The organism is Plantactinospora sp. KLBMP9567, assembly GCF_033446045.1.
In the GTDB taxonomy this organism is placed as follows: domain Bacteria; phylum Actinomycetota; class Actinomycetes; order Mycobacteriales; family Micromonosporaceae; genus Plantactinospora.
In genome coordinates this window covers 62,117-81,116 of the sequence record NZ_JAWQRR010000045.1, presented here as the reverse complement: position 1 = coordinate 81,116, position 19,000 = coordinate 62,117, and the positions used below count along the sequence as shown (strand labels likewise).

Sequence of the window (19,000 nt, the reverse complement as noted above, 5' to 3'; positions counted from 1 at the left end):
ATGTACTCAGCCGGATCGACCCCGGTCAAGGTGGGCGATTTGGTCGCACACGAACGGCACGGAATTGCCGGCCCAGGCGTCCGGACACGGGATTGCCGGCACCCAGGAACGGGTCCGGCTCAGCCCACCGGAATGGTAGGAAATTGCCGTCCGACACCGATCCGGGCGCCCGTCGCACGGTGTGGGCGCGCCTCTCCTCGGGGCCGATCGGTGGTCGGGTGGAATCGGTGTCGGCGGCTACCCTTCGCCGCGGCGGGACGTCCCGTCGCGGATCCGCAGCGGACAGTCCCAGTCCGGGCCGACCTGCGCACCGGAGAATCCCGGCGCCTGCGGGTCGTCCAGCGTATCCGGCAGCGACGGGTTGACGGATCCCTGCAACCGGGCGTCACGCTCGCGGATCTTGTCCTGGAACCGCAGGAATTCCTCGTCGGAGGGAAACTTCGCCCGGTCCTGCTCCGGCGGATTGAATATCAGCGTCGGCCACGCGAAGCGGCGGGCGTACCGGGACGCGCCGGGATAGAGCGTCACCACCAGATGGCCGAGCCCGGCAAACGAGAACGCGAAGCCGGCGTGACCGGGGTCGGTCGAGTACCGGGCATCCCATGGCTCGTCGTCCAGGTCGTGCAGGTCCTGGAGCACGCCCCACACCAGCCGGTCCCAGTCCCGCTCGTCGGTGACCATGCGGGGCTCCAGGAAGCTCCCCACGTACGTGTAGAGGTCGCCCATCCGGCGCCGCACCGTCCGGAAGTGGCGGAGATCGGCGGCCAGGCTTCGGGTGCTTCCCGCCGTGCCCAGCTCGTGGTGGACGTTGAACAGGTAACTTCCCACCCGGAACGCGGACCGCGCACCCAGGCAGGGAAAGGGACCGTCCAGCACGAGGGCCCGGAGCTGCGCCTCGACCAGGCGTTTCACGTCGTCGGGCACCGGGCCGGCGGCCATCGCCGACCCAGGCTGCGGCGGTTCCCCGGACAGCCGGTTCACCTGCCCGCCCTCACGGTCGTCTCCGGTGCGCCGCCGGCATCGCCCCGGTCGACCTCGCCCGTGGCCTGGATCCGGCGTTCGAGCGCCCCGGCCAGTTCCCGCCAGGCCGCCGCGCAGTCGAGCGCCATCTCCGCGATGAGGTACGCGCAGTGTGGCGGCACCGCGTCCAGCAGGTCCGCCCAGTCCTCGGTGCCGATCAGGTGGACGTCGAGCCAGCGGATCACCTCGCGCCCCACAGCGGTGTGCCGCAGCGCCGGATCCCGGGCGAGGTTGCGCAACCGCTCCCGCTGCGACTCCGGCGCGACCCGATCCGGCAGCCGACGGGGCGCGCTGGCTGCCCGTACCGACCCGCCCGGGTTTCGGGCGCCGGCCGGGACCGGATCGAGTCCCTTGCGGAGCCGTTCCCGAACGTCGCGTACGGTGCCCGGCGAGACGCCGACCACCTTCGCGACCTGGCGCAGCGACGCGTCCGGGTTGGCTCTGATGAACTCGGCCGCCCGCCGCCGGCCGGTGCTGATGTCGACGGGCCGCACCCGACCGTCCCGGCCCAGCCGGGCGTGGGGCCGCGGGCCCGCCCCCGGGGGCCGCCCCCCCCCGCCGCCGGGGCGCCCCCACGGCTCCGGATCCCGGCGACCGTCCTGGCGGCCAGCCCGGTAGCCGCCGCGATGGCCCGGTCCGACCAGTGCGGATGGGACGCGACGATACGTGCTGCGGCCGCCTCCCGATCGGGCAGCGACAGCGGCAGGCCGTGCGCGTTGTTCTCCTCGACCGCGCGGACGAACGCCGCCTCGGCGTCGCCGTCGAAGAAGACGGCCTTGATCCGCTCGTCACCGCGGAGCTGGGCGGCCCGCAGCCGGTGCACCCCGTCGACCACCCGCATCGTCGGCAGATGCACCAGGATCGGCGGCAACGACGCCTCGATGCCGGCGAGCAGGCGGACATGTTCCGGATCCTCCCCGGCCAGCCGGGGCGAGTCGGCGATGCCGAGCCCGGCCACCTCCAGCAGCGCCGTCGGCCGTTGGTCCGCGGCCGGCCGGTGCGTCGACAGCGCGCCGCCGGAGCCGGAGGTACGGCCCCAGCCGGCGGGGCGGCTCACCGTCGCGGTACGGGGCAGTTCCCCCTCCCCTCGACCCGGCGCGGCGACCGGTACGAGCACCGGACGCCCGTGGTGGTGCGGCCGCACGGTGGCGACGGCGTGCGTACCCCTGGCCTCGGACATGACAGGCGTCCCTCCCGTTCGAGAGCCGACGTGCGCGTACCGACAGGGTGCTGCCGGTCGGTCGCGGCGGACCTCACCAGGCGGGGTGGGCAGATGCCGGGCCGACCGGGGCCGGCCCGGACCGGTGCGAGGCACGGCGCCATCACCGGCGAGCACGCCCGGGTCGCGTGATGACCCGTGACCTTCGTCGGGTCACCCCGGTGCCGTGCGCTGGCATCTCGGCCGGGCCGGGCCCGGCGGCCGTACAGTTCGTCGTCCTCCCCGCCGACGACTGCCGACAGTCAACCGGAAGGCGTCTTCAGATCGACTTCACGCCGGTTTACCAGCGCCGGGACGAGGCACGGGCAGACCTGTCCCGAGCACGGCCGGCCCGCCGGCACCTCCCCGACCCGCGATGGCGAACCTCGGCCGGCTGGTGACCCCTGCTGTCGGATCACTGTCAGTAACTCCATCATCACCGTGCGCTGTCCGTAAGCTCCGGGCGTCCCTCTCCCAGCACAGATCGGATCACGAACGGAGCCCCTATGTGGAGAAGACGTCTCGCCGCCGCCATCCTCTCCGTGGTCCTCACCGGAACACTCGGAATCGCCGTAGCTCCAGCCCATGCCGGTGGCACAGAGGATCCCATCTGGGGCGACCTGAACAACGACGGCAAACTCGACCGGATCACCCTCGGCGACGCTGCCGACGGCGAGCGCTGCGGGGTCGGCGTCCGATGGGGTGGCGCCGGCACCGTCGTCGAGCACCCGTACGTGCCACCGGGCGCAACGCTCCCGACAGCGGGTTGCCCGGACCTGGGCACCGCCGTCGACCTCGGCGGCGACGGCACCGACGAACTCGTCGTCGGTTGGTTTTCCGGCCCTCCCACCGGCGTCGGGAGCACCCTCCTGATCCTGCGGAACTTCGTCCCCGAACTGCTGGGAACGGAGCGTGCCCAGCCGAGCGAGATCTCCAGAGCGGACTTCAACGGTGACGGGCTGACCGATATCTACTGGTGGAGCGACCACCACGGGATCAGAACGTTCCTCAACACACCAACCGGGCAACTGGTCCCGGGCCCGATCCAGCAGGACCATGGCTCGATCAACCACCACCAACTCGCGGACTTTGACGGGAACGGGGCGATGGACATCGTCCTTGCCTTCCACGGCGCGTCGTCCTTGCCGGCTACGGGCGCGGTCGTCATCTTCGACGACGGGGCGGAATGGTGGCTTGAGCAGGGAGACGATGACGACGGCTTCAGCGTGGAGGTGGTTGACCCCAACGCAGACGGACGTCCGGACGTGCGATCCGAGAACGGCCGGCTGGTCACCTACTTCACCAACCGCGGCAACCGGACCTTCCACATGGGACCGGTCGCCAACGACGACCGGGTTCAGGCGAGCCGGAACACGCCGAAGGTGATCAAGGTTCGGGACAACGACATCGCGGGCTCGGACGCGGTCCTCACCATTGTCGTCCCGCCCCGGTACGGTTTCCTGTCCGACCACGACCCACGCCACGAGGTCGTCTACCAGCGCACGGACACCCACAGCCTGCCGGACACGTTCGTCTACCGGCTCGGTGACGGACTCGGCGACACCGCCACCGTGACCGTCCGGATGAAGGACTGACCACCCAACTGGTACCCCGCACCGGCCTCGGTCGATGCGGGGGCACTTCCACGCATCTCCAGGCTTCGCCGCCCCTACCATGGCGTGACCGGGGTGACCACCCATCGGATCATCGGCAGTGAATTTTTTCAACCTGAACCGCGCGGCGCTCACACCGCGTCCGACCTCGCGCTCCGACGGACCGCAAGGGGAGGCTGAAAAGGTTCAGTGATGGTGTGATCGTCGAACGCCCACGAGTCGACTCGTAGCGGTCCTACGGCGGTGCGTGGTCCGCCGTTCCGCTGCCGGGGGCGGACGTCCACCTGTGGGAGTTGGCTGATCGGCGTGCACGGCTGGACTCCTGGACGACGTGTGACCTTGCGACTGCTCAGAGTAGCTTCGAGGTGAGGTGTCGGCGGCCGTGGATTCGATGCCTTGAATCGCGGCGGTCCGTCCGCCGAGAGATCCCGTTATCTGGACCACGGCCTCGGCAAGGAGCTGTGTCATGTCCGTTGCCAGCACCATCCTGACCATCGGCTGTCGTCGGACTGGCCGGCGTGCCGGCCCACACCTCGGCACGCTCCTGCTGGCGGCGGGGTTGGTGACCGCGGTGCCGGCACCGGCCGCGGCGGAGGTCACCGGCACGGAGGTTCTCGCCTGGGGAACCAACCAATACTTCCAACTGGGCGACGGTACCGATACGCCGCGCCCGCTGCCGGTGCGCGTGTTGCTGCCGACGGGCACCACATACACCCAGATCAGCTCGGGTGGGGCCCACAGCCTGGCAATCACCAGCGACGGGTACGTGTACGGCTGGGGGCAGAACGCCTTCGGCCAGCTCGGCGACGGGAGCGACTTCGTGCGGACCACTCCGGTGCTGACGTTCATGCCCGCGGGCAGTGCGGTCGCGGTCTCTGCCGCTGAGCGCCACAGCGTGGGGCTGACCTCGTCCGGGCAGGTATACGCGTGGGGAGCGAACGAGTTCGGGCAACTGGGCAACGGCATGGCGGAAGAGTCCCAACCCTGGCCCGTCCCGGCGGCCATGCCGGCCGGCACCACGGTCGTCGCGATCTCGGCCGGGGGCGGGCACAGCCTGGCATTGACCTCCACCGGGCAGGTGTACGCCTGGGGCATCAACAACGCCGGCCAACTTGGCAACGGCACCACCGAGCGAAGCCACGTGCCGGTGCCGGTGTCGTTACCCGCCGGCACCACGGTTGTCGCCATCGCGGCCGGGAGCGCCCACAGTCTCGCGCTGACCTCCACCGGCCAGTTGTTGGCCTGGGGCAGCAACGGCGGTGGCCGGCTCGGTGACGGCACCACCACCCAACGGACCACACCGGTGCCGGTGTCGCTGCCCACGGGGACCTCGGTCACCGAGATCGTCGCCGGTTCCTCGCACAGCCTGGCCACCACCCCGACGGGGCAGGTACTGACGTGGGGGAGTGGTCGTACGGTGCCGGTGCCGGTGCCGCTCCCGGCCGGCACCACCGTTGCCACCGTTGCCGCCGGAAGCCACAGCCTCGGCCTCACCTCGACCGGACAGGTGCTCGTCTGGGGTACCGACGACAGCTCCACACCGACGGTGGCAACGCTCCCGGTCGGCGTCTCGGTGACGGCCGTCGCTGTCGGTGCCTCCTTCAGGGTGACGCTCGGGTCGCGGCTGCCGGCGCCGGTAGCGGGTTGGGGAAGAAACGGATCCTTCGAGCTGGGCAACGGCTCCAGTCTCGACTACCGGGCCCCGGGCCGGGTCGCGCTGCCGGCCGGCACCACGGTCGGCGACGTCGCCGCCGGCTACCACCACGGCCTGGTGGCCACCTCCACAGGCGGTGTGCTTGGCTGGGGAGCCAACGGTAACGGTCAACTCGGCGACGGTACGACCACCAGCCGCGGCATCCCGGTGCCGGTGTCGCTGCCCGCCGGCACCGTGGTCACCGCTGTCGCCGCCGGACTCGCGCACAGCCTCGCCCTGACCGACACCGGTCAGGTCTACGCCTGGGGACGCAACGGCGCGGGACAGCTCGGTGACGGCACCACCGTCTCCCGCACCAGCCCGGTACCGGTGTCACTCCCCACCGGCGTCACGATCACCGCCATCGCCGCCTATAACGTGCACAGCCTCGGGTTGACAACCACCGGTCAGGTCTACGCCTGGGGGAACAACACCTACGGTCAGCTCGGCGACGGCACCACCATCTCCCGTACCACCCCGGTGCCGGTGTCGTTGCCGGCGGGCACCACCGCGACCGGCCTGGCCGCCGGCGGGTTCCACAGCCTCGCCCGGACCGCCGCCGGCCCGGTGCTGGCCTGGGGATACAACAGCGTCGGTCAGCTCGGTGACGGCAGCACCACCAGCCGCAGTACGCCGGTGCCCGTGTCACTGCCGGGCGGCACCACCGTCACGAGCCTCGCCGCCGGCCTCCTGCACAGTCTGGCGGTCACCTCCGCCGGGCAGGCGCTCGCCTGGGGCAGCAACAGCGTCGGCCAGCTCGGTGACGGCACCATCACCAACCGCAGTACGCCGGTGTCCGTGTCACTGCCCGCCGGCACCACCGTCACCGCGGTCGCCGGCGGCAGTGTCCACAGCCTCGCCGCCACCTCCACCGGCCTGGTCCTCGGCTGGGGACGCAACAACTACGGCCAACTCGGCAACATTGACATACCGGTCAGCAGCCAGGTTCCGGTGCCGACGACCCAGCCCCTCGCCACCCCGGCCGTTGACGTCACCGCCGGCGAGCACCACAGCCTCGCCCGATAGCGGCCGCAGGTGCCGGGTCCGGTCTTCTCGTTGCGTTGCCGGTCTTCTGCTTGCTGGACCGCGAATCGCTCCACCCGGAGAGTGCCGGAAGCCCGCGTTGGCCGGGGCGACGATGACCGGTACGCTGCGGGGCGGCCCAGGTGTAGACAGGATCGACAGGAGACGCCGTGCCTCCCGCAGAAGCCGTTCCGATGTTCAGCCCGGAGCTCCGCCGCGGACTCGGCCGGCTGCTCGCCCTCGCTCTCCTGCTGACCGTCGGTCTGGCCGCCACACCGGCCCAGGCGGCGACCAACCTGGTGCGGAATCCAGGGCTGGAGACGTTGGGCGCCGACGGGTTCCCGACCTGCTGGGAGCGGTCCGGTTTCGGCGACAACACGTACACGTTCGGCCCGACGACCGATGCGCGCAGCGGTAACCGGGCCATGCGGATCGCCATCACCGAACTGACCTCGGGCGACCGGAAGGCGATGATGCTGGAGAACGCGGAGTGCGCTCCCCACGTCACCGTCGGTCGCCAGTACGACCTCTCGGTCTGGTACAAGTCGACCACCGCCGCCAACGCGATCACGCTGTTCCGGCACGACACCCGGGACGGCTGGCAGTACTGGCTGGATCCGGCGACGCTCGCGGCGACCACCGCCTGGCAGCAAAAGGTGGTGCGTACGCCCCCGATCCCGGCGAACACCGACCAGATCACCTGGGGCGTCAGCATCTACAGCACCGGCACGCTCACCACCGACGACTACTCGATGGTCGACGTGAGCGCGCCGACGCCCACCCCCAGCGGGTGCAGTGACGCCACCGGCTGCACCAGGGGCAAGTGGCAGGTCATGCCGTACGAGTCGACGGTGCGCGGCATCCACGCGGTGATGCTGCACAACGGCAAGGTGCTGCTCGTCGCGGGCTCCGGCAACGACCCCAGCGCCTTCGAGGCCGGCACCTTCAAGACCGCCGTGTACGACCCGGCGACCGGCGCCTTCACCAACGTCGCCACGCCGGTCGACCTCTTCTGCGCGGGGCACGTGCAGTTGCGCGACGGCCGGGTGCTCGTGATGGGCGGCAACAAGGACTACCCGAGCGCCGACGGCACCGTGGGTTACCAGGGTCTGAAGAACTCGTACATCTTCGACCCGGCCACCAACAAGTACAGCCGGACGAACGACATGCTCGCCGGCCACTGGTACCCGTCGGCAACCATGCTCGGCAACGGCGACATCCTCTCGCTCGGCGGCCTCGGCGAGGACTCCACCGGCACCACCACCACCGACTACTTCAGCTCGGCCCAGCAGCGGTGGCTGCCGATGAACGAGGTGAAGCAGACCTGGTCCTGGTGGGGCCTGTACCCGGCGATGGTGCTGATGCAGGACGGCCGGCTCTTCTACACCGGCAGCCACACGTTCGGCGTCGGGCTGCCGGGCAGCGGAGCGTCGATCTACAACTACGGCACCGGCGCGATCACCGACGTGCCCGGACTCCAGCGCAAGGACGAGCGCGACCAGTCGATGAGCGTGCTGCTCCCGCCGGCCCAGGCGCAGCGGGTGCTGACGGTGGGCGGCGGCAACGGCGACGCGGGCGCGACCGCTCACCGGCTGACCGACATCATCGACCTCAAGGCCGCCAGCCCACGGTACGAGCCGGGTCCGCCGCTCCCGCAGGGCACGCTGACCGGTGGCGTGCCGCAGAGCGACGGCCAGGGCAAGATGTACGTCTCGCTGGTGCTGCTGCCTGACGGCACGGTCTTCGAGACCGGCGGCGCGCTGCACAACCGGGCCGACCCGGTCTTCGAGGCGTCGATCTTCGACCCGCAGACCAACCGGTTCCGCCAGGGCATGGCGACCGACCCGGTGCCGCGCACGTACCACTCGTCGGCGTTCCTGCTGCCCGACGGGCGGGTCATGGCGGTCGGCGACAACCCCGGCAACGGGTCGTTCGACACCCGGATCTCGATCTACTCGCCGCCGTACCTCTTCAGGGGCGCCCGGCCGGTGATCCAGACCCTGGCCCGGACCAACTGGGGGTACGGCAGCACCCAGCGGATCACCGTCAACTCGGCGGTGACCCGGGCGTCGCTGATCCGGCCTGCGGCCGTCACGCACTCGTCCGATCCCAACCAGCGGTTCGTCGAGCTGCCGATGACGGTCAACGGCAACACCATCGACCTGAACGTGACGAGCAACCCCAACCTGGCCCCGCCCGGCTGGTACATGCTCTTCGTGCACAACGCCAACGGCGTACCGTCGATCGCCAAGTGGGTCAAGCTCGGATGAGTCGCTGGTTCCGTGCCGTCGCCGGCTGGCTGAGGGCCAGCGGTCGCCGTGGACAGCTCGGCATTGCGGCGGTGCTGGTGGTGCTTGTGGTCGGCGTCGTCGGTGTGCTGGTGGCCGGCGGCGGCGACCCCGATATCCTCTGGGGCGGTGGCACCTCGGCGGCGCCGGCCGACGAGCCGGTGCTGGAGAGCGGCGGTGAGTCGGAGCCGGGGCAGCGCGACGACGCGCCGGATCCGACCGGCCCGGTGGGGTCGCCACCGCCGTACGTGCAGCCCTTCGCCGAGCAGCCGGGTGCCAAGCCGCGCGGGGCGCGGCCGTCGCCCACCGCCGGGGTCGAGATCGCCGAGGGTACGGACGGCTGCGACCACGCGTACGGCGACCGCGACGTCTGCGTACCGTGGAGGTTTCCGGACGGTGTGACCGACAGGTGCGGCTGGCTGCGAGAGCGCGGGTTCGAGCCGCTCAAGATCACCGGTGGGCGCGACCGGCATGGTCTGGATCGCAACGACGACGGGACCGCGTGTGGCGCTGGGGATTGACACAATCGCCTGCCCGACAAGGGGATTTGCATGTGCCGGCACTGCTCTATCCTGCTCCGATGAATAGGGCCGCTCGCTCGCAGCTCCCGGTGGCGACCCCCAACGGAGAGGTGCACATCCCGCTGCCGCGCCGGGTGGGTCTGGTGGAGACACCGGAGCCCGCGACGGACGCGACCATCCTGCTGCCGAAGTCGCCGACCGAGGAGGAGGCCGAGCGCCGGCAGCGGCGGGCGGCCTGGCAGGGCCGGATCGCCTGGGGCGCACCGGCTCTCGTGACACTGGTGCTGTGTGCGATCGGCCTGACCGGGCCCGGGTTGTGGGCCGACGAGCTGGCCACCTGGGGCATCACCACCGTGTCGTGGTCGGAGCTGTGGCGCCAGCTCGACGGTACCGACGCGACCATCGGTCCGTACTACGTCCTGATCCGGATCTGGACGATCGCCTTCGGGGACTCCGACCTGTCGCTGCGCCTGCCGTCGGTGCTCGCGATGGTCGGTGCCGCCGCGGTCGTCGGGCGGATCGGCACCCGGCTCGGCTCGCACCAGATCGGCCTGCTCGCCGGGCTCACCTTCGCGATCCTGCCGATAACCACCCGCTTCGGGCAGGAGGCCCGCCCGTACGCGCTGGCCACACTCGCCGCGGCGGCGGCCACGCTGCTGCTGCTCCGCATGCTGGAGCGGTTCACCCTCGGCATCGCGCTGATGTATGCGGCCGCCGTCGCCGCGCTGGGCCTGATGCACCTGGTCGCGCTGCTGCTGCTCGCCGCGCACGGCCTGGCCGTACTCCTCATGAAGCCGAAGCTGCTGTGGCGGTGGACACCGAGCGCGATCGCCGGGCTGATCCCGCTCTTGCCGATCATTCTGATCGGACGCCGCCAGCAGGGAACCCAGATCGGCTGGATCCCGTTCACCGATCTGCACCAGGTCGAGGCGTACGCCCTGGAGTTCTTCGGCGGCGCGCTGATCGGCGGCGCGGTGATCGCCCTCGGCGTGGCCGCGATCTCCCGCGAGCGGGGCGCCGTGGTGGCGATCAGCCTCGGCGTCGTACCGGTCGGGCTGCTCATGGCGCTCGGTTCGGTCGTGCACATCTGGCAGCAGCGGTACGTGCTCTACACGATCGTCGGCTGGGCCGTACTGGTCGGCCTGCTGCTCGCCAAGCGCGGGCTGCTCGCGGCGATCTCGGCGATGGTCGCGCTGGTGGTGCTCGCCCTGCCCGGGCACGCCGAGGTGCGCAAGTCATCGTTCCGGTACCAGGACACGAAGGCGGTGGTGGCACTGATCGAGCGCGACTACCGCCCCGGCGACGGCATCGTGTACGGGCTCAAGGACCGTGGTCCCGGCGCACTCAACCGGGACATCATCGCCCACTACCTGCCGGCGGACCGCCGCCCGACCGACCTGCTGATGGACCGCCCGATGCGTACCGACGGGTGGATGGTGGCGAGCGAGCACCAGGACGTGGCGGCCCGGCTCGGCGAGACGCAGCGGCTCTGGGTACTCCGCCTGGGCGAGTACGGCGACCCCCTGGACGACCTCGACGGAGCGAAGAAGGACGTCCTGAAGGAACGTTATGATGTCACGGAAAGCTGGTGGACAACGGGCTATACCGTCGCGTTGCTGACCCGGAAGGACCCCGCGTGACGATGCACGTCGCCGCCTCGCGCCGCGACGAGCCGGATGAGCGGACCCAGATCATCCCGCAACAGCGCTCCGGCGAGACGCACGTCATGCCGGCCGTACGCATCCCGATCACAACGCGTGCGACCACGATGGCGCAGCGTCATGCGAGCTGGCTGCCCCGGATGTGGCCGCTCGTCGCGTGGTTCGTCGTCGTCCTCGGGGTCACGCTCTGGCTGAGCGTCAAGTCGACCGGGCCGCTCGGTGCCGTGGTGACCGTCCTGTGGACGTATCCGGTGATCGGGACGATCCTCGGCCTGGCCGGCGCGTTCGTGACACGACGGCGGCTGCGCCGCGACCGGCTCACCGCCGACGACGACCAGATCATCCGGTGCCGCGACCGGCTCGTGGTGGTGGTACCGACAATCGGCCGGCACGACACCTACCCGGCGCTCGACCGCGTCGTGCACTCGTACATCACGTACCTGCCGGAGTGCTTCCCCAAGCTGCGGGTCGACGTCGTCATCGAAGAGGGCTGCGAGGCGGCGGAAAAGATCTACAAGCTGGGGGAGGTCAGCCGGTACATCCGGGTCGTCACCGTGCCCCGGAGCTACCACACCGTCAACGGCACCAAGTTCAAGTCGCGGGCCAACAACTACGTGCACGAGCTGCGCATCGCCCAGCACGAGGACCGGGACGACGTCTGGGTGCTGCACATGGACGACGACACCGGCGTGGGGCTGGACACGGCGATCGCGCTGGCTCGCCTCATCGAGCGGCAGCGCGACCTCGGCGACAAGGCCTGCCACCTCGCCCAGGGCATCCTCACCTACCCACGGGAGCACGCCCGCAACCGGCTCACCTGGCTGGCCGACGCGAGCCGGCCGATCGCGGACGTGACCATCTATTCAGCGTTCACCGGTGGCGGCTACCCGCTGGCCGGCGTGCACGGCGAGCTGCTGCTCGTCCGTGCCTCCGTGGAGGCCGAGATCGGCTGGGACTTCGGCCCCGAGGCGATCGTCGAGGACGCCCAGTTCGCGCTGATCTTCAGCCGGCGGTACCCCGGGCGGAGCGCCTGGTTCGCGGGCCGCTGCTACGGCGCCTCGCCGGCCACCGTACGGGACTTCTTCCGGCAGCGGGAACGGTGGGCGTGGGGCTTGATCGGGCTGGCACTCGACGACCGGATTCCACTGCGCGACCGGCTCTACATCGGGTACTCGACGTTCACCTGGGTGGTCAGCCCGCTACAGCACATCGGCACCATCATGCTGGTGGGCTGGGTGCTCGGGTCGTACGACACGGTGCCGATCACCCTCCTGGTGCTGCCGATCTGGGCGCTCAACATGGCGTACGCGATCTGGCTCTACACGGAGGGCCTGCGGATCAACGTGAGCGTCTCCCGCCGGGCGAAGTACCGGTGGTGGGAGGGGATAGCGGTGATCCTGCTCGTACCGATCTTCTCGCTGATGGAAGGGGCCGGCGCGATCCGTGGCCTGATCCGGCACCTGCGCGGCGGCCAGCAGCAGTTCGTAGTGATCGCAAAGCCGATATGAGGACCGTCGGCATCCGGGGAAGGGCGGCGGCGCGCTGCGCCACGGTGCTGGCAGTGCTGCTGGCGGCCGGCTGCTCGTCCGGCGAGGGCGGCCCGCTGACCCGCCTCTCCCAGGCACCGCCGGGGGCCGCGTCCGGCCCCAGCGCGTCGGCCGAGCCGCAGGTGACAAAGGTACGCCTGCCGTGGCAGCCCGGCATGCGTCAGCACGGCATCGCGATCTACTGGGAGAACAACGAGAACGACACCGACCAGATCGTGCGCGCCAAGGCGCAGAAGGTGCTCGACCACGTGGTCGAGCTCGGCGCAAACTCGATCTCCGTCTCGTTCTCGTTCGTGATGGACTCGGCGTACGCCAGCGCGGTGCGGATGGACCATCCGATCACCCCGTCGCCCGCCCGGCTGGAGATCGTGCTGGACGAGGCCAACAAGCGCGGCCTGCGTACCGCCGTCCGGCCGATGCTCAACGAGCGCAACCTGACCACGGACGACCCGGACATGTGGCGGGGTTCGATCCGCCCGCAGAGCCGTACGAAGTGGTTCGCGTCGTACCGAGACATGCTGGTCAAGTACGCGAAGGTGGCCGAGGCGGCAAAGGTCGCCACGTTCGTCGTCGGTACCGAGCTGAACTCGCTGGAGAGCAGCACCACCGGCTGGCGTACGGTCGCGACCGGCGTGAAGGCGGTGTACAAGGGGGAACTCGACTACAGCGCCAACCACGACCGGCTCCGGAAGACCGGTCCGGCGTCGGGCGTCACCCTCTCCGTCGACGCGTACCCGCCGCTGAAGGTGGGTGACAGCGCCCCGGTGAGCCGGCTCGTCGACGGGTGGAACGACTGGCTCGACGACAACCGTGGCGAGGGTCCGATCCGCAACCTGGTCCTGGCCGAGGTGGCGATCGGTGCGCGCCCCGGGGCGTACGAGGAGCCGTGGTCACCGCACGCCAAGGGTTCGATCAAGCCGGAGATCCAGCAGCGCTGGTTCGACGCGGCCTGCCAGGTGATGCGCGAGCGGGACCTTGCCGGCATCTACTTCTGGATGATCAACCTCGACGCCGACCCGAAGGCGAAGCCGTCGGGCAAGTCCCCGATGGACTTCCTGGGCCGGCCGGGCGAGCAGAACATCGCGCGCTGCTTCACAAAGGACGCCAAACGGGCTGGTTGACGGGCTGGCCGAGCCGTCGGCCAGATCGACTTGGTGGGAGCTATCTGGCCGCTAATGGTCACGCCGCGATGATGGGCGGTAGCAGGCCGGGCGGTTCGGAAAGGTTTGCCGACTGCGGAGTGCCCTGATCGGGACTCGTCAGGCGTGTGCAGGAGGCGATCTCGGCATGCCGGAGTTCGCAGGGCCTGCTGTAGCCTGCCGCCGACGGTCCGGTCGATGGGCCGCAGGCGACCGGGAGGTTTTGTGGACGAGCTGTCATTCTTAGCGGTTCTCGGGATCTGCCTCATCTTGGCCGGGATCTTCCTGCTGGCCAGATCCTGGCTGTTCCGGGCCCGCGCGGTGCGTGTCCCCGGGCGAATCACCAAGCTCAACGTCGTGCCTGCGGAGAACGGGAACCACATCCGGGACGCGACCGTCGAGTTCATCACCGAGGACGGGCGCGAGATCACGACCAAGGGCGGCGACATCGGGCGGCGGCCCCTGCGTGAGGGAAGCCCGGTCACAGTCCTGTACCACCCCAAAAAGCCCACGCTTGCCTACATCCAAGGCACGTCGATGCGCGGTGGCTGGGTCGGCGGAATGTTCATCTGTTTCGGGCTATGCTTCGCGCTCGTCATCGTCCTGTTCCTGCTCATCGGCCCCGAAGGAACGATGTGACCTGGCACGCCCCTGGCTGCCAGTCCGCGGACGACCCTGGGCGGCGAGCCGGGCTTCTGCCTCGAAGACCGTGACCGGCGGATGCCTGCCGGACCGTCGGGTGGCTGAGATCGGCGAGCCTCGCGGCAGCAGGCCAACCGTCTCGCCGATCGGATGGCCAAACGAGGATGTCCGGGGCGAGCCGGGACGTCGCCGCTACCTTGGACCTCCTTCATGGCGGTTTCGGCGGACGGACGCACGGGAGAACATCGCGGTGGTGCATGCCCTGCCCAGGATGCTGAACGCATCAGCGACGACCGTGGCTGGGCCGCGGAGCCAGGGCTGTGGATACCCCACGAAGTGGTTTGCGGCTCTGGAATCCGTTCGCCGCGCTGCCGTCGCCGATCTATGCTGCGTGTCCGGTCGTACGGCGAAGGGCTATTTGTGAGCTTCCCGCAGTTGCAGGCCCGTACCCGCAGATTCACCCATGGTCTGCCGCAACGGTTCCAGATCCGTGGGGACGGACGTCAGATGCTGTTCACCCGCACGCGTGCTGGCGACGACCCAATCGCATGTCTCTGGCTGTACGACGTGGCGGCACGCAGCGAGCGGCTGCTGTTGGACCCGCGCGAGCTGGCTGTCGACGACGGTGACCTGCCTGCGGCCGAACGGCGCCGCCGCGAGCGTGCCCGCGAGACCGGTGGTGGGGTCATCGAGTACAGCTGCGATGCTGACCAGTCGATCGTCGCGGTGGCGCTCGGCGGCGAACTGGTGGTGCTCGACCCGGCCACCGGCGCTACCCGGACCCTTCCGTCCGCCTGTGGTGTGGTCGATCCCCGGCCAGACCCGAACGGCCGGTCCGTTGGATTCGTCAGCGGCGGTGGGCTGTACGTCGTCGACGTCGACGGCACCGGCATGCGGACCTTGGCCGCGCCGGAGGCCCCGCAGGTGAGTTACGGACTCGCCGAACACGTCGCAGCCGAGTCGATGCACCGCCGACGGGGCTGGTGGTGGGCCCCGGACGGTCAGCGCCTGGTCGCGGCCAGAGTAGATGAGAGTTCCGTGCAGGTGTGGCACCTGGCCAACCCCGCCGACCCCACCGCCACGCCGGTAACCATGCGCTACCCGGCCGCGGGTACCGCCAACGCCGATGTCAGCCTGGTCGTCCTCGGCCTCGACGGGAGCCGAGTCGAGGTCGACTGGAACCGGAAGGAGTTCGAGTACCTCACCGCTGTCACCTGGGACCGCAACGGTTTAACCATCGCCGTGCAGAACCGGTCCCAGAGCTGCGTCCGGGTGCTCCGTGTCGATCCGGACACCGGCGCCAGCCACGTCGAACACGAACAGACGGATCCCGCCTGGGTATCGCTGGTGCCCGGTGTACCAGCACGTACCGCCGACGGCGCTCTGGTCTGGACCGCCGACACCGAAGACACCCGGCACCTACTCGTCGGCGGCGAGCCCGTCACGCCACCCGGACTGCAGGTGCACGAGATTCTCGATGTCGACGGAGACATCGTGCTTTTCGCCGGTTCGACCGACCCGACCGAGCGGCACGTATGGACCTGGTCCGCCGTTGCCGGACTGTCCCGGCTGACGGCTCCCGGTGTGCACGACGGCCACCGAGCGGGCGGAACGACCGTCCTCATGAGCCGCAACCTGGACGAGCCGGACCCGCAGACCACTCTGCGAACCGTCGACGGATCTCCGGCCCGACTCACCAGCCACGCCCAGAGGCCGCCGTTGACCCCTCGGGTCGACCTGTTCGAGGCCGGCCCCTTCCGGCTGCGGACCGCCGTGATCCTTCCTACCGGCTATCAGCCAGAAGACGGCCCGCTTCCGGTGCTGATGGACCCATACGGCGGGCCGGCAGGCCAACGGGTACTCGCCGCGCAGTCGGTGTACCTGACCTCGCAGTGGTTCGCCGACCAGGGCTTCGCCGTGGTGATCGTCGACGGGCGCGGCACCCCAGGCCGCGGCCCACGCTGGGAGCGTCTGGTGCACGGAGACCGCGGCACGGCACCACTGGAGGATCAGGTCGACGGCCTGCGTGAGGCAGCACGCCGATACCCGCAGCTAGACCTGACCCGCGTCGGGATCCGCGGCTGGTCCTACGGCGGCTACCTCGCGGCGCTGGCCGTGCTACGCCGCCCCGATGTGTTCCACGCCGCGATCGCCGGCGCAGCAGTCGTAGACCAACGCCGCTACGACACCCACTGGCAGGAGCGTTTCCTCGGCCACCCCGACGACAACCCGGAAGCCTATGACCGCAACTCACTGCTCGGTTACGCTCCCGAACTGCGGCGGCCGCTGCTGCTGATCCACGGACTGCTGGACGACAACGTCCATCCGACCCACACGCTACAGCTTTCCGCGAAGCTACTGGCCGCCGGGCGGCCACACAACGTGTTGCCACTACCCTCCGGCACCCACATGATCAGCGAAAGCTACGCTGCGCGCCTCTTGGACGCCCAGGTGGACTTCCTCCGCACGGCGTTGGGCACTGCCGCGACCGTCGTGGCCGACCCCGACAGGACCGGCGCAACGTAGTCCCGGTGTCGGACATCCCCGCGGCCCACGACAACGCCTTGGCCTGGCGTACCTTCCGAGTCGGCGCGGTGGGCGAACGAGCAAGCCGCTCCCGCTCAGCCCGCTGTCCACCTGTCATTTCCAAGCCCCCGCCGCAGGCACCATCCCACCCGCACTACAACGGATCACTGTTCAAGCGACATACCACTCGGACGATCCAGCGGTTCAGGACCATTTGATTTCACCGGTGCGGTCGACGAAACGCCCGGATCCGTGTCCCGGGCCTTCGGTGGCAAGGGCGACGATGGCGTCGGTGCCTTCGATGACGGTCTGAGGGCCGGTGTGCCCGTTGAGATCGGTCGCGGTGTAGCCGGGGTCGGCCGCGTTGATGCGGATGTCGGTCAGCGCCTTGGCGTACTGGGTCGTGAGCATGGTGAGCGCCGCTTTGGAGGACGTGTAGGCGGGGGCGATCACGCGTGACTCGGGTCGCGACGGATCGTGCGTGGCGGCAAGAGATCCCATCGAGCTACTGACGTTGATGACGACCGGGTCGGCCGAACGTCGTAGCAGCGGGAGGAACGCCGTGGTGGTGCGCACCACGCCGACGAGATTGACGTCCAGAACGCTCAGGACGTCGGCACCGGTCAACCGGCTCGGGGCGCCGTGCGGGCCGTGAACGCCAGCGTTGTTGATCAGCACATCGACCGAACCTTCGTGTTGCTCGACGTTGGCGGCCGCCGCCGCGACCGACTCGTCGTCGGTGACGTCGATCTGGACGAAGCGGGCACCGAGTTTCTTGGCCGCCGCGGCGCCGGCTTTTCCATCGCGAGCGCCGAGTAGCACGGTGTGGCCCTGTTCGATGAGGCGACGGGCGGTCTCGTAGCCGAGGCCCTTGTTGGCCCCGGTGACAAAGGTGATCGTCATGCGCCCATCGTTTGCCCGTGCCGCGAAGTGTGCCAGGGACGAGGCGACGGTGGGAACACTGCTACCACCCTCGGCAACTGGCCGCGCGAGACAATCGGTCGTATGGCCACTCACGCGACGGAGCTGGGTGCGACTCTGCGCGCTTGGCGCGACCGCGTCTCTCCAGCAGCCGTGGGGCTGCCAAGTGGCCGCGCGCGCCGAGCGAAGGGCCTGCGCCGGGAGGAGCTTGCCGAGCTCGCCGGGATCTCGGTCGACTACGTCGTACGCCTGGAGCAGGGACGGTTCACCACCCCCTCGGCACAGGTGGTCGCCGCACTCGCTCGCGCCCTGCAACTCCGCAACGCGGAACGAGACCATCTGTTTCGGCTGGCCCGGCTGGTCCCTCCCGCCGAAGGCGAGATCTCTGACCACATCCCGCCCGGCATCCACCGAGTTCTCAACCGACTCGGTGACGTTGCCGTCGCGGTCTTCGCCGCGGATTGGCAGCTGATCTGGTGGAATCGCGGCTGGGCGGCGCTTCTTGGCGACCCGTCAGCGACGCCGCAGGCGCTTCGCAGCTTCGCCCGTGACAGCTTCCCGATCGATGGCGACGGTCCCCGGCTGTCGCAGTGGCCGGTGACCTCGCTCACGCGCGACGAGGTGGAAGCCGCCATCGTGGCTGACTTGCGCCGGGCCACCGGACGCTTCCCGAACAGCAGCCGCTTGACCAACCTGATCCGGGTACTCACCGCAGGCAACCAACGCTTCGCCAAGCTGTGGACTGCCGGCGCGGTCGGTGCACACCGCGAAGACCGCAAGATCGTCGAGCACCCTACGGTCGGGCCGATCGCGGTCGATTGCGACGTCATGATCGACGGCGACGCAGAGCTCAAGATCGTGATCCTTACCGCCGCCCCCGATACCGAGGACGAGACCAAACTGCGACTGGCTCTCCTGTCCGGTATCTCCGGTCCGTAGCTACGGGACCTACGCCACGCCGCCAGAACGAAGCCCACCGAGGCGTCGCCTGAGCTGCGCGGATGAGATCTTCGGCAAGGCTGCCTCCGTCGGCCGCTCATCGTCACGGGCGTGGGTCGCGTCGGCTGGGTTCGGCTTCGGTGCGGGCTTGGCGAGGCCGGCCTTGGTCTGCTCGGCGCCGGAGGCGAGATGCCGGTCGCGAGGTCAAGTTGGATCTTGCGCGACCGAGCGGGAGGCGGCAGGATGCTGGAAAGCGCTTGCCCAACGGA

The 19,000-nt window shown here is 69.9% G+C and carries 14 protein-coding genes and 1 pseudogene; 11 read left to right on the top strand and 4 right to left on the bottom strand.

Going from position 1 to position 19,000, the window contains the following annotated elements; genetic code table 11:
• Nucleotides 1-237: 237 nt before the first annotated feature.
• From gntA to R6Y94_RS34280, 3 genes are read right to left on the bottom strand one after another with little or no spacing between them, the layout of a single operon-like run.
• Nucleotides 238-981, bottom strand: coding sequence for a guanitoxin biosynthesis heme-dependent pre-guanitoxin N-hydroxylase GntA (gene gntA / locus R6Y94_RS34290; RefSeq protein ID WP_318400459.1), 744 nt, complete (start codon nt 979-981; stop codon nt 238-240).
• Nucleotides 978-1,205, bottom strand: a complete 228-nt coding sequence (locus R6Y94_RS34285; RefSeq protein WP_318400458.1) for a hypothetical protein — start codon at nt 1,203-1,205, stop codon at nt 978-980. Before R6Y94_RS34285 ends, gntA begins: the two co-directional genes overlap by 4 nt.
• Nucleotides 1,202-2,200: a ParB/RepB/Spo0J family partition protein gene (locus tag R6Y94_RS34280; protein WP_318400456.1), complete on the bottom strand. Its 999-nt coding sequence runs from the start codon at nt 2,198-2,200 to the stop codon at nt 1,202-1,204. The genes R6Y94_RS34285 and R6Y94_RS34280 overlap by 4 nt, the downstream gene beginning before the upstream one ends.
• Nucleotides 2,201-2,724: 524 nt before the next feature.
• Between R6Y94_RS34280 and R6Y94_RS34275 the strand changes: the two genes are divergently transcribed.
• The 10 genes and pseudogenes from R6Y94_RS34275 (at nt 2,725) to R6Y94_RS34235 (ending at nt 16,871) form a co-directional block, all read left to right on the top strand.
• Nucleotides 2,725-3,813, top strand: coding sequence for an FG-GAP-like repeat-containing protein (locus R6Y94_RS34275; protein WP_318400455.1), 1,089 nt, complete (start codon nt 2,725-2,727; stop codon nt 3,811-3,813).
• A gap of 484 nt (nt 3,814-4,297) precedes the next feature.
• A pseudogene (locus R6Y94_RS45420) lies at nt 4,298-5,191 on the top strand (RCC1 domain-containing protein); the annotation flags it as partial.
• A gap of 147 nt (nt 5,192-5,338) precedes the next feature.
• Nucleotides 5,339-6,550: an RCC1-like domain-containing protein gene (locus R6Y94_RS45415; protein ID WP_412102951.1), complete on the top strand. Its 1,212-nt coding sequence runs from the start codon at nt 5,339-5,341 to the stop codon at nt 6,548-6,550.
• Between the two features lie 167 nt (nt 6,551-6,717).
• Nucleotides 6,718-8,817, top strand: a complete 2,100-nt coding sequence (locus tag R6Y94_RS34265; RefSeq protein ID WP_318400451.1) for a galactose oxidase early set domain-containing protein — start codon at nt 6,718-6,720, stop codon at nt 8,815-8,817.
• Nucleotides 8,814-9,356: a hypothetical protein gene (locus R6Y94_RS34260; RefSeq protein WP_318400449.1), complete on the top strand. Its 543-nt coding sequence runs from the start codon at nt 8,814-8,816 to the stop codon at nt 9,354-9,356. The genes R6Y94_RS34265 and R6Y94_RS34260 overlap by 4 nt, the downstream gene beginning before the upstream one ends.
• A 59-nt stretch (nt 9,357-9,415) precedes the next feature.
• The gene (locus R6Y94_RS34255; protein ID WP_318400447.1) at nt 9,416-10,996 is read left to right on the top strand and encodes a glycosyltransferase family 39 protein; all 1,581 of its coding nucleotides are present in this window, start codon (nt 9,416-9,418) and stop codon (nt 10,994-10,996) included.
• Between the two features lie 2 nt (nt 10,997-10,998).
• Complete coding sequence (locus R6Y94_RS34250) at nt 10,999-12,525, top strand: glycosyltransferase family 2 protein (protein ID WP_318400575.1); 1,527 nt, start codon at nt 10,999-11,001, stop codon at nt 12,523-12,525.
• Nucleotides 12,522-13,685, top strand: coding sequence for a glycoside hydrolase family 113 (locus R6Y94_RS34245; protein WP_318400445.1), 1,164 nt, complete (start codon nt 12,522-12,524; stop codon nt 13,683-13,685). The genes R6Y94_RS34250 and R6Y94_RS34245 overlap by 4 nt, the downstream gene beginning before the upstream one ends.
• 243 nt (nt 13,686-13,928) lie before the next feature.
• Nucleotides 13,929-14,342, top strand: a complete 414-nt coding sequence (locus tag R6Y94_RS34240; protein ID WP_318400443.1) for a DUF3592 domain-containing protein — start codon at nt 13,929-13,931, stop codon at nt 14,340-14,342.
• A 387-nt stretch (nt 14,343-14,729) separates the two neighbouring features.
• A complete protein-coding gene (locus tag R6Y94_RS34235; protein WP_318400442.1) occupies nt 14,730-16,871 on the top strand; it encodes a S9 family peptidase in 2,142 nt (713 codons plus the stop codon).
• A 204-nt stretch (nt 16,872-17,075) separates the two neighbouring features.
• Here the strand turns inward: R6Y94_RS34235 and R6Y94_RS34230 are convergent, their stop codons facing one another.
• A complete protein-coding gene (locus R6Y94_RS34230; RefSeq protein ID WP_318400440.1) occupies nt 17,076-17,774 on the bottom strand; it encodes an SDR family NAD(P)-dependent oxidoreductase in 699 nt (232 codons plus the stop codon).
• Between the two features lie 102 nt (nt 17,775-17,876).
• Between R6Y94_RS34230 and R6Y94_RS34225 the strand changes: the two genes are divergently transcribed.
• Entirely contained in the window at nt 17,877-18,731 is an 855-nt protein-coding gene (locus R6Y94_RS34225) for a helix-turn-helix transcriptional regulator (RefSeq protein WP_318400438.1), read from the top strand.
• The last annotated feature ends 269 nt before the right edge of the window (nt 18,732-19,000 follow it).